Here is an 11,014-nt window from a genome sequence, read left to right as displayed (position 1 = left end):
TGCTGGTTTCCCTATAAACCCACCATCAAAAACATGCCTCAGCAGGGACAGGTAGCCACATTGTAAATAGTATCAATAAGTTACAATGTGGCTTATCCCGAACTGGGGTTAAATACGAATATAGTGCGGGGTCAATCGCTCCTTAGCGGTGACGGTCATGACTTCTTTCACTGGTTTTTGACGGGTTATATTATTCATAGAATTCTGCCATTCTTTATGTTTTATAGGTTTTTACTATTATGATTTATGTCGTTACTACTGATTGTTCTAATTCTTTAGAGGAGTTTGTCCGGCAAATCAGCAGTATTTTTTACCCATCAAGAATGCAGCTATTCTTAACATTATCTATCATGGCGCGACTGACTCGAAAGAATAACGCAAGCTCAACGGCGGTTAAATCCTGCGTGAGCTGGTTTTTAGCCCACACTTCTGCAGCGTTGAGCTTTACCATAATGTCCTCGCCTTTAACCGTCAGTTCGAGCAGTCGACTGCGACCATCTTGCGGATTATCTGTCTTAATAATCAAATCGGCCGCTAAAAGGTCATTCAATGCCCGAGTAATTTGTGCTTTATCACGCTCGATGTAATCTGCAATTGATTTTGCAGTGCTGTGAGGGTTATAACATACGACTTTTAAAGTTCTGATTTGCGTTACTGTTAATTCAAGCCCTTGTCGTTTGATGCCTTCGTGCAATAAATTGATGTAGGTATGCATCAATTGATGTAGCGTTTCACTCATCAAATTTTTAGCCATATAGAAACCTTTATGTAGTTGACTAAGGCAACTATATAAATTAAAGTTGATGGTGTCAACTATATTATGGTTTCTATATACTGATATTCTATACTTACGTTTTATAAGATAACAAAATGGCAATTGAGGTAATTTTTCTGAGTTTGTCGTTTTATATTTGGCAATTTAACTATCTTAAACGCCAATCTCAACTTATCGTAGGTTTTTGATTTTTATAGAATTTAAAATCCTAATTGTTTTAACTGTAATTTTAAAAACTAAGTAAACCAATACCTTAGAAAAATAAGTTGAGAATGGGGTATCTTAAGTGGATTTTTAATAAACTATTTGCAGAGATTTATTATGAATAAGGTTCAACCCCGTATCCAGAAGTGGCCCGCAACGAGTCGTTTATTGCATTGGCTGAGCGCATTACTCTTGCTAGTAACGTGGTGTTTAATTTTGCTTTACGGTAATAATGAGAATCCGCTATACATTAGCCTACACAAAGCATTTGGTATCAGTATTTTATTCTGGACGATTATTCGGTTAATGAATCGATTCTTAACTAACGCACCTCCTGCAGTTCCAATGCCCAGATGGCAAAGCATCATAGCTAGGCTTACGCATTTTGCTCTTTATGCGCTGTTAATAGCAATGCCCATAGCCGGGTTATTAATGTCAGTATATGGTGGTCGTCCTGTTGATATATTCGGATTGTTCGAGATTCCAGTTTTTGTAACACCCGACCGTAGTGCGGCTCGTTTCTATAATGATTTACACACCAATATTATTTGGCCAATGATTATTATATTTACCATAGCCCACGTTGGGGGAGCGTTGTATCATCAGTTTATAAAAAAGGACAATTTAATTAAGCGTATGAGTTAGATTTTAAGAACGCTAGAAAATATTTAAAAAATGGGTTTATAACAACGTTTTTGAGATATTGAACTAAACGAGGCTTTCAATAATTTTTGAGTATACCCTAGCAGAACGAGACTATAATGCCTTAGATATCAGTGAGTTTACCCATTATTGTATTAACCCCTCCAAAAACTTTGTCCATGATAAAAATCATATCAATGGAATAGAGAGTTTTTGAAATCAAGCTAAGCATCATCTGCGTAAGTTTAACGGGATGCCAAAAGAGTATTTCTACCTGTATTTAAAGGAATAAGAGTGGCGTTTTAACGGCAGTGTCCCAAAGTTGCAATTATTAGGGCTAAACTAGTCACCTAGGATAGCTCCTGATAGTAATTATTAAAATTTTGGTGGTGTTCTAAAAAGTATGCTGGCGATAGAAGTCAATAAGAAATCTATGCTAAGTTCTCTGTTTCTGAGCCTTTCCTAAAAAGTGTGTAACTGCTTATAATCCACTAACAGGAGAATAAGCAATGACTACTCAATCTGACATCAAGAAACTGGCTGAGCAAATGGCCAGCAGCATGAAAAGCTTCGATGACATCAAAGACTTTCAAAAGCAGCTCATGCAGTCCTTCATCGACACTGCCCTAGAAGCAGAAATGGAAGAGCATCTCGGCTACCCCAAGCATGAAAAGGCAGACAGGCCTAATAAGCGCAATGGGCACACTAAAAAGAGAGTCCGTAGCGACACAGGCGAGCTTGAGATCTCCACCCCCAGAGACCGCGACAGTAGCTTTGAGCCTGTACTTGTCAGTAAGCATCAAACCCGTATTTCAGGTCTTGATGACAAAATCATCAGCTTTTACGCCAAAGGTCAAACCACTACTGAGATCGTAGAGAGCATTAAAGAGCTCTACGATGTCGACATCTCAAGCTCTCTTGTCTCAAGAGTCACCGATAACATATTAGAGGACATCACCGCTTGGCAGAACAGGCCGCTGAGCAGTGTTTATCCTATCGTCTATTTGGACTGCATCGTCGTTAAGGTACGCCAAGACAAGCAGATCATCAACAAGGCGATCTATCTGGCGCTAGGCGTGGGACTTGATGGTAAAAAAGAGCTGCTTGGTATGTGGCTATCAGAGAATGAAGGCGCTAAGTTCTGGCTGGGTGTTCTCACTGAACTACAAAACCGCGGGGTGCAAGATATCCTGATTGCCTGTGTTGATGGTTTAAAAGGCTTTCCTGATGCCATCAATACCGTTTACCCCAACACTCAGGTTCAGCTGTGTATCGTGCATATGGTGCGTTACTCAATGAAGTTTGTGCCGTGGACGGATAAGAAGGCCGTAGCGGCTGATTTAAAGGCAATTTATGGTGCTGATACGCTTGAGATAGCAGAGGCCAACCTTGAGCACTTTGATGAAGTATGGGGCAAAGAGTACCCGCATGTCATCAAGTCTTGGCGCAATAACTGGGAGGGCTTAACGGTGTTCTTTGGTTATCCTAAAGACATCAGAAGAGTGATCTATACCACCAATGCTATTGAGTCGCTAAACAGCGTGATTCGTACGGCGGTGAATAAGCGTAAGGTGTTTCCCTCTGATCAGGCGGCATTCAAGGTGGTGTACTTAGCCACCCAGCAGGCATCCAAAAAGTGGTCAATGCCGATCCGTAACTGGACGTCTGCTCTTAATCGCTTTATGATTATGTTTGATGACCGTATAAGCAGGCATTTAATCTAAATGGCAGTTACACAGAATCTGGGATGGTCTCGCCAACAGTTTTTGCAAAAGTCTTTTAACTTCTCAAAAGAACGTTTGATTCATCTTTGGCAACCTAAACAACAAGGCTGTAGTCTGTTCTGATAATAATCAGCGATGTATAACCTATGATAAACCAATCAAATACCCTAGCCTTTTATAACAGCCATGCACACTCATTCGTTGAACAAACCATCGATGTGAATATGCGTCTGCTATATCGACCCTTTATAGCTAATCTTCCTGTTAGATTAAAAAGCAAGCAAAATATAATGGACTTAGGCTGCGGTTCAGGTCGTGACAGTATGTATTTTGCCAGTTTAGGCTTCAATGTTACTTCTGTTGATAGCAGCGCGGCATTACTTGACCTTGCAAAAGCAGCTGCTCAAAAAAGTATGGACTATCAAGATACGATTGAATGGCATTGTGCTACTTTTCAGGACATTATCCAAAAAGACTGGCAACGCCAATTTACCGCTATTTGGGCATGCGCTTCATTGCTTCATGTGGCTTATGATGCGCTGCCTGAATTAATAGATGGGTTACTACACATACTGACAGACGATGGCGTTTTTTACGGATCGTTTAAATATGGCGATGATGAGTACGTGAAAGACAGCCGCTTTTTTTGCGATATGAATGAAGAACGCTGGGAAGCTATCAAGCAAAAAACCAACCATGAATTCAAAGACAGTATTTGGCTTACTGATGATCAAAGAGTAGATAGAAATGAAAAGTGGTTTAATATTATGATCAAGCAATGACAAACTTAAAATGATGCTAAGACAACTTGGTAAAACATGGTGTGAATCATAAGAAAAGCCAGACCGCTTAAGTTGTCTGGCTTTTTAGGTAACATCTATTGTCTGTATCATTAAATAAAAAGCCTAACGCTTACGTTCTATAAAGCACCTTAACCACATGCCAGCCAAATTTGGTTTTCACTAAATGCGGGGTAAAAAGTTCGCTGTTAAAGCAAACTTTATCAAATGCTGGCACCATTTGACCTTTTTTAAACTCACCTAAGTTGCCGCCTTTTTTACCTGATGGGCAAGTTGAGTGTTTCTTAGCCAGCACGTCAAACTGCGTACCTTTTTTAAGTTTGGCCATAATGTCATCAGCCAGTTCTTTGTCTTTTACTAAAATGTGTAAGGCGCTAGCGGTACGAGCCATAATGTAAACCCTTTATAAAATATCGATTATCGCGGCATTATATCACTACTGAGTTTGGTGACTAACCTAACTTAACTGCTCTACTGCATCAAAAGTCATTACCTACTGGCCTATCGTTTTGAGGACCGCGAAGAACCTCGACCTTTTGAAGGACGTTTACCATTGGCCGCAGGTTTGCCATTGCCCCCAGACTTCTTGTTATCCCCGAAAGGACGCTTACCTTTAGAACCCGCTGGTTTTCTAGCGCCATCTTTGGGGTGTTTAGCATTGTGCTTTGCTGCGCCCGCTGGTTTTGACGACTCTTTTGATTTTGATGAGGTATCAGTACGCGGTTTTCTTCGTGGCGACTTACGTGATTTCTTAGCCGCAGTATTGTCTTCTGAAGAAGAGTCTTCTATAGATTTCAGTAAAACGGACAACTCTTTTGGGGTTAAATCTCGCCAGTCTCCAACGGGAATACCCTTTAGACTCACATTCATAATCCGTGTGCGTTCAAGCTTTACGACTTCATAGCCAAAATGCTCACACATACGGCGAATTTGACGGTTTAATCCCTGTACTAGCGTAATATTAAACACGGTAGGTGCTACCTTAGTCACCGGGCACTTTTTCGTCATTCTCCCCAAAATAGGTACGCCACCTGCTAGACCTTCAATAAAACTATCCGTTATCGGCTTATTGACCGTCACCACATAATCTTTTTCATGGTTATTACCCGCACGCAACACCTTATTAACCAAATCGCCATTGCTCGTTAAAAAGATTAAACCTTGAGAATCTTTATCCAGACGCCCAATCGGGAAAATACGGTCGCTATGTCCAACAAAATCAACGATATTGTTTTTCTCAGAGCTTTCTGTGGTGCTCACAATCCCGACTGGTTTGTTCAACGCAATAAAAATAAAATCGTCTGCTTCTCGTGGCTCAATAAGTTGCCCGTTAACTTTTACCGTATCTCCAGCAACCACTTGCGCACCTACTTGAGCACGTTTGCCATTGACGTACACGTTACCTTGTTCAATAAAACGGTCAGCGTCGCGCCGAGAGCAAATACCGCTTTCGCTAATATATTTATTTAAACGAGTCGAGGAAGTGTTAAACATAAAGTGCCATTTTCACCTAATAAAAAGCTTTTTGTACTAAGAAAAAGACTGAATTGAATGAATAATCAATAACGAGATAGCTGACATTATATAGGAAATTCAGTAGCTATTTTAAGAGAGATGAACCCAAACCTGTTTATCATTACTAAAAACAACTTAGCGACTCATTGAGGCAGTTATATTATATAAGGTACATACTTAAACACATCTGAAATTTAGTATGACCGCGCCCTATCACTTATAAACATAATCCTCTAAAATAGATGCCATTTCTATCAATCAGTTATTCATTACAGGGCAGATTACTGCGCATACTTTATTTCACAGTAAATATGAATTGCATAGCATTGCTACTTGTTACGTATCACTTTAGCAATAACGGACTGTCCGCTTCATCAACGTAAGGCTAATCATAATGACATCAATAATTAGAGTCGCCATCGCCGGTTACGGCAACCTTGGCCGCGGCGCCCAAGCCGCCATTAAGCAAAGCCCAGATATGCAGCTGGTTTGTGTATTCAGCCGCCGCGATCCTGCCTCCGTCACCCTGATTGACGACAGCGTGCCCGTGTATGCGATGGACGATATTGCCCAATATAAAGACGACATAGACGTGCTGATATTGTGTGGTGGCTCTAAGTCTGATTTGCCTGAGCAAGGTCCAGCGCTCGCTGGTTTGTTTAATATCGTTGACAGTTTTGATACTCACGCCAAAATCCCTGAGTACTTTGCCGCGCTTGATACGCCTGCCAAAAAAGCCAATAAAGTCGCCATGTTATCGGTCGGTTGGGATCCCGGTTTATTTTCTATCAACCGCTTATACGGCGAAGCCATTTTACCGGTCGGCGAAACCTACACCTTTTGGGGCAAAGGCTTAAGCCAAGGACATTCAGATGCAGTACGCCGCGTCGACGGCGTCAAATCAGGCGTGCAATATACCATTCCCTCAGAATCTGCGATGGAAAAAGTACGCAATGGCGAGCAGCCAACGCTAAGCACCCGCGAGAAACATACCCGTGAATGCTATATCGTGCTCGCTGATGGCGCCGATAGCGATAGCGTACGTAACACCATCGTCACCATGCCAGATTACTTTGCCGACTACGATACCACAGTGCACTTTATTGACGAGCAGACGTTTGAGCGTGACCATCAAAAAATGCCGCATGGTGGATTCGTTATTCGCAGTGGCGTAAGCGGTATGGATAATGCGCAAAACAACCAAGTGTTAGAGTTTTCGTTAAAGCTTGGCAGCAACCCTGAATTTACCGCCAGCGTGCTCGTGGCTTATGCCCGCGCTGCTTATAAAATGAATCAAGCAGGAGAGAATGGCGCAAAAACCGTCCTCGATGTCGCGCCTAGCTTGTTATCGCCTAAAACGCCTGCCCAGCTGCGTAAAGAGTTGCTGTAAGTACTGGCTATGAATTAGAAATAACAATCTCCACGCTAAAAACAAAAAGCACCAAGCCATGCAAGCTCGGTGCTTTTTTTATGCTTAACTTTCTTTCTGCTCAATAACTTAATTAAAAACACCCATCAAAGCAAACCATTTTCCAAAAGTTTAGCCGTATTACTGACTTTAAAGTCATGGTATAAATCATAAAACACAATCGGGTCTTCAACGCCATCAAGCAACCCACGTTTATTGAGCGCGACAAACATCGCTAGCGAATAGGCCGCACAATGGATAGATCTTTTGGGATTAAACTCACGATCGGTAAAAGCCTGATACTGCATGACTTCCTCATGTAGCTGAGGATTTTGCTTGAGCGCATTGACATACAGCCAATCATAAAACGCAGTCAATGGCTCAAGGCTCCACTCCATGCCAAAATAATCATAGCCAATCAGCTCACCAGATGTTGTTAAACGCTCGTCTTTTTTGGCCTGTCTTGGTGCGACGGTCAGTAAGTCAAGATACGGCCCACCATTCTCGAATACTTTACTGGCTTGCAAAGCATTTTCGACACTATAGGCTTGACCGTCATGCTCATTGGTAATTTTTAAGCTTAATGGACTGAGCGGGAAACTGAGTTTATTGCCAGATTTGCTAGACAGCTCTAAAACATGGCTAAAGCCATATTTTTTGCGAATGACTTGATGCATATCATTGATGGATTTTTTCTTTTGTCTACTGGCAAACCCCACGTGGCGCTCAAACCTTACCATGTCCGTTTTGACCAAATTATCACTATTGACTCTAGGCATAAAGACCGGTTGATGCTCTACCGCGCTTGGCGTTTGTTCCATAGGATTCTGTCTTTGTTGCATCGTGATACGCCTTATATCAATGGTCTGGTATAAATATTTGGTTAAGAGAATTGACATGCTGCTTTATCAATGCCGCTTTAAGCGATTCATTTCTTTTTAGGATAGCTATGATACCCCATTAGGGTTCGCATTTCATGGGGCGATATTGTTTTTTGCGTGAGGCGTTTTGGTTTTTCAAAAAAAGCCTCACCTATCAACTAGGTAAGGCCATCACTAGGAGTTTTATTTATAAGAACAACAACCCTAATCCAATCACAACGCCGCTGACAATCAGCACAATGACACAAAAACCCATGATATCCTTGGCTTTGAGTCCAGCGATTGCCAAGGCAGGCAACGCCCAAAACGGTTGAATCATATTTGTCCAAGCGTCACCCCACGCTACCGCCATCGCAACTTTGGCGGGATCACTACCGAGCATCTCCGCCGCCTCTAACATAATTGGTGCTTGCACCGCCCATTGTCCGCCACCTGAGGGGACGAAAAAGTTAACCAGTCCTGCACTTAAGAAAGCAAAAAGCGGAAGCGTATCCACTGTCGAGACGTTAACAAACGCTTCTGACATCACTCCGGCTAAACCAGAAGCCGTCATCATACCCATAATCCCCGCATAAAATGGGAATTGAACGATAATACCGCCCGCCCCTTTAACCGCTTCTTGTATGGCAATCAAATACTTACGCGGCGTTCCGTGGAATATTATCCCAAGGAATAAAAACATGAAGTTCACCAAGTCGAGCGTTAAAGCAAAGCCGTTCTGCACGAAATAATAAACGATAAAAGCAATACCCAATAAGCCAATGACCATGGATAAAATCCAACTATTCTCTAAGCGCTCCGCTGGGGTCATATCTGACTTTGGTGGAAGCGCCTCAACGATAGGGTCTACAAGAAGTTTTGGATCTACCGTAATCGTATCTTCTTTTTTCGGCATCATCAGACGGTTTAATAACGGCACGATAATGACCAATGCCGCGACGATAATTAAGTTATAGCTCGCAAAAATGGTAGCACTCGTTGGAATCACCCCAATCTTATCGACGAATGGATGGCCTTCTGTTGCAATGGATAATGGGATAGAGCCAGAGAAACCCGCATGCCAAATGATAAAACCAGAATACGCACTGGCAATAAGCAAACGGTAATCCACATTTTCAACACGTTTTGCCAATTCTTTTGCGAATAACGCGCCAATCACCAAGCCAAAACCCCAGTTTATCCAGCTAGCGGCAAGGGATACCAAGGTGACCAATATAATCGCGCTACTGGGCGACTTTGCAAAGCTGGCCAGTTTGCCCAGTCCTTTTTTAAATATCGGACTACTGGCCAACACATAACCTGTGACTAGCACCAACACCATTTGCATCGAAAACGCCAGTAGTGCCCAAAATCCTTCGCCCCAAAACGCCACCATTTGTATCGGTGAGGAATCGGTCAAACCTAAGCCCATGGCAAAAATAACCAAGGTCAAGATAATGACAAACAAAAATGGATCGGGTAAATATTTCTCCATTAAGCTGTTTGAGAAGCGTGTGATTCCTTTCATGTTTAAACTCCCTTTTTTATTTACATTTGCACGTCTTTCCTAAGCCTAATGTTACCTCATTTCTATTTTTTTAGGGTGTTTGAATGACTATCAATAATATTAACGGCACGCCATAAGCGCTACGATAGAGCACCGTATCTTGCTTATTAATCAGTAAGAATGGAAATAAAATGCATGATGCAAGAAGGAAAGATAGGAGAAGCAGAAGAGTCAGGAAGTTGCTGCGGAAAACGGTTAAAGATTAGCAGCGAAACGATGACTACTAAAGGGCTTAGCATCGATAAATAACGGCTTATTATGAATCATTTCTTCGATAAGGCGCCCTGTGACAGGCCCCAATGTCAACCCTTGATGAGCATGACCAAACGCAAACCACAGGTTATCGTGTTTTGATGCACGGCCAATCACCGGCTTCATATCTGGCATACAAGGCCTTGTCCCGCACCATGCTTTAGCCTCCACGGCATCTTCAAGTGGCGCAAGTTTTCTTGCATGAGTCAACACGGCTTCTAGTTGGTCGAATTTTTTTGGCGCGTCTAAATTTGCCATTTCAGCACCCGTGGTAACTCTGATGCCTTGCTCCATTGCCCCCATCACAAACCCTTTATCGACATCAAATAAGCTATGTGAAAGGGCGTTTTTGGGTGTGATCTTAAAATGCTGATGGTAGCCACGCATAGGAAACATCGGTATGTTATAACCCAGTGGCTTGATAAGCTCAGCTGACCAAGGCCCTGCCGCTATCACGACATGCTGACAGACGTAGGTATCATCGCCGCATACAACTTGCCAGCCTTCTGCCGTTTGCATAATATCTGTCACGGTTGACTGCTTAACCTGGCCCGCCATCGCTGCAAAGCTTTTTGCATAGGCTTTTACCAGACTGCTGGGATTTTTTATTTGCCACGAGTTTTTCCAGTGGATACCGCCAATATAATCGGTAAAATTCAGATTGGGCTCTAGGGCTTGCAGCGCTACTAGCGATAGCACTTGATACTCTACGCCTTGCTCCGCAGCCTTTACGGCTTTGCTAATAGCTTTTTCAAAATCAATCGAATGACGATGAAGCTCAATCCAGCCTATCTTACTGACCAGCGCTTCTGCGCCAGCCGCTTTAATCATCGGCTCGTGCTCATTGGTACAATGCTCAATCAGCGTCACCCATTCTTTATCGATGACTTCGATATTTTTTGCACAAGAGTACTGCCAGTACTGAAATAAAGAGCGCTGAAAACCATAAATTGCCGAACAGCGGTAGCGAATATCCGTACGGTTATTTGGTAATACACTAAAAATCTCTTTAACACTTCGCGGAAAGGGTTTGGTATTGATCGCTTCTCTAGTGATAATGCCCGCATTACCATAGGAGGTTTCTTCTCCTGGGGGCTTTTTATCAAGTAAGAGTACCTGCGCGTTGTTTTTTTGCAGATGCCACGCGATAGAAGTTCCTACAATGCCTGCCCCAACTACAATCACGTCATAGCGCATATCAATACTCTTCGAGATCGTTAGACCAAAATAAAATCGTTGTCTTAAAAATCGTTGTCTTAAAAACTGT

10 protein-coding genes and 1 pseudogene are annotated in these 11,014 nt (G+C 42.4%); 5 read left to right on the top strand and 6 right to left on the bottom strand.

The genetic code is table 11. From position 1 onward, the window contains the following. Positions 1 to 310 precede the first annotated feature (310 nt). Positions 311 to 754, bottom strand: a complete 444-nt coding sequence (locus H9653_RS09495) for a MarR family winged helix-turn-helix transcriptional regulator (protein WP_198328000.1) — start codon at positions 752 to 754, stop codon at positions 311 to 313. A gap of 342 nt (positions 755 to 1,096) precedes the next feature. Between H9653_RS09495 and H9653_RS09490 the strand changes: the two genes are divergently transcribed. From H9653_RS09490 to H9653_RS09475, 4 genes and pseudogenes are all read left to right on the top strand, one after another. Next, positions 1,097 to 1,624 (top strand): cytochrome b, encoded by a 528-nt coding sequence (locus H9653_RS09490; protein ID WP_191692129.1) that lies wholly within the window; start codon positions 1,097 to 1,099, stop codon positions 1,622 to 1,624. 91 nt (positions 1,625 to 1,715) lie between these two features. Further along, positions 1,716 to 1,910 (top strand): annotated as a pseudogene (locus tag H9653_RS09485) (IS1595 family transposase); the annotation flags it as partial. Positions 1,911 to 2,130: 220 nt separating this feature from the next. Next, on the top strand, positions 2,131 to 3,345 hold the full coding sequence (locus tag H9653_RS09480) for an IS256 family transposase (RefSeq protein WP_191692127.1): 1,215 nt from the start codon (positions 2,131 to 2,133) through the stop codon (positions 3,343 to 3,345). 146 nt (positions 3,346 to 3,491) lie between these two features. Next, complete coding sequence (locus H9653_RS09475) at positions 3,492 to 4,127, top strand: methyltransferase domain-containing protein (protein ID WP_191692125.1); 636 nt, start codon at positions 3,492 to 3,494, stop codon at positions 4,125 to 4,127. 130 nt (positions 4,128 to 4,257) lie between these two features. On the opposite strand, the gene ppiC is transcribed toward H9653_RS09475, so the two are convergent. Together ppiC and rluF are read right to left on the bottom strand one after the other, a co-directional pair. Then, a complete protein-coding gene (gene ppiC, locus H9653_RS09470) occupies positions 4,258 to 4,536 on the bottom strand; it encodes a peptidylprolyl isomerase PpiC (protein ID WP_191692123.1) in 279 nt (92 codons plus the stop codon). Between the two features lie 110 nt (positions 4,537 to 4,646). Beyond that, complete coding sequence (rluF, locus tag H9653_RS09465; protein WP_191692121.1) at positions 4,647 to 5,639, bottom strand: 23S rRNA pseudouridine(2604) synthase RluF; 993 nt, start codon at positions 5,637 to 5,639, stop codon at positions 4,647 to 4,649. Positions 5,640 to 6,054: 415 nt separating this feature from the next. Here rluF and H9653_RS09460 point away from each other — a divergent pair, with 415 nt between their 5' ends. Then, complete coding sequence (locus H9653_RS09460; RefSeq protein WP_191692119.1) at positions 6,055 to 7,050, top strand: diaminopimelate dehydrogenase; 996 nt, start codon at positions 6,055 to 6,057, stop codon at positions 7,048 to 7,050. Positions 7,051 to 7,175: 125 nt separating this feature from the next. On the opposite strand, the gene H9653_RS09455 is transcribed toward H9653_RS09460, so the two are convergent. The 3 genes from H9653_RS09455 to H9653_RS09445 all read right to left on the bottom strand — a co-directional run bounded on the left by H9653_RS09455 (position 7,176) and on the right by H9653_RS09445 (position 10,944). Further along, positions 7,176 to 7,889 carry a DarT1-associated NADAR antitoxin family protein gene (locus H9653_RS09455; protein ID WP_191692131.1) on the bottom strand — a complete coding sequence of 238 codons (714 nt, stop codon included), beginning with the start codon at positions 7,887 to 7,889 and terminating at the stop codon, positions 7,176 to 7,178. A 247-nt stretch (positions 7,890 to 8,136) separates the two neighbouring features. Next, positions 8,137 to 9,456 (bottom strand): short-chain fatty acid transporter, encoded by a 1,320-nt coding sequence (locus tag H9653_RS09450; RefSeq protein ID WP_191692117.1) that lies wholly within the window; start codon positions 9,454 to 9,456, stop codon positions 8,137 to 8,139. A gap of 234 nt (positions 9,457 to 9,690) precedes the next feature. Further along, positions 9,691 to 10,944 (bottom strand): NAD(P)/FAD-dependent oxidoreductase, encoded by a 1,254-nt coding sequence (locus H9653_RS09445; RefSeq protein WP_191692115.1) that lies wholly within the window; start codon positions 10,942 to 10,944, stop codon positions 9,691 to 9,693. Positions 10,945 to 11,014 lie beyond the last annotated feature (70 nt).

Origin of the sequence: Psychrobacter communis (assembly GCF_014836505.1) — a bacterium.
GTDB lineage: Bacteria > Pseudomonadota > Gammaproteobacteria > Pseudomonadales > Moraxellaceae > Psychrobacter > Psychrobacter faecalis.
The sequence above is the reverse complement of the archived record's forward strand: the minus strand, read 5'-3'. Positions and strand labels throughout refer to the sequence as shown.

What these genes read in the sequence shown, in the direction of transcription:
- H9653_RS09480 (WP_191692127.1), top strand. Translation starts at nt 2,131, where the DNA reads ATGACTACTCAATCTGACATCAAGAAACTGGCTGAGCAAATGGCCAGC.
- H9653_RS09445 (WP_191692115.1), bottom strand. Translation starts at nt 10,944, where the DNA reads ATGCGCTATGACGTGATTGTAGTTGGGGCAGGCATTGTAGGAACTTCT.
- H9653_RS09450 (WP_191692117.1), bottom strand. Translation starts at nt 9,456, where the DNA reads ATGAAAGGAATCACACGCTTCTCAAACAGCTTAATGGAGAAATATTTA.
- H9653_RS09495 (WP_198328000.1), bottom strand. Translation starts at nt 754, where the DNA reads ATGGCTAAAAATTTGATGAGTGAAACGCTACATCAATTGATGCATACC.
- H9653_RS09460 (WP_191692119.1), top strand. Translation starts at nt 6,055, where the DNA reads ATGACATCAATAATTAGAGTCGCCATCGCCGGTTACGGCAACCTTGGC.
- H9653_RS09475 (WP_191692125.1), top strand. Translation starts at nt 3,492, where the DNA reads ATGATAAACCAATCAAATACCCTAGCCTTTTATAACAGCCATGCACAC.
- ppiC (WP_191692123.1), bottom strand. Translation starts at nt 4,536, where the DNA reads ATGGCTCGTACCGCTAGCGCCTTACACATTTTAGTAAAAGACAAAGAA.
- rluF (WP_191692121.1), bottom strand. Translation starts at nt 5,639, where the DNA reads ATGTTTAACACTTCCTCGACTCGTTTAAATAAATATATTAGCGAAAGC.
- H9653_RS09490 (WP_191692129.1), top strand. Translation starts at nt 1,097, where the DNA reads ATGAATAAGGTTCAACCCCGTATCCAGAAGTGGCCCGCAACGAGTCGT.
- H9653_RS09455 (WP_191692131.1), bottom strand. Translation starts at nt 7,889, where the DNA reads ATGGAACAAACGCCAAGCGCGGTAGAGCATCAACCGGTCTTTATGCCT.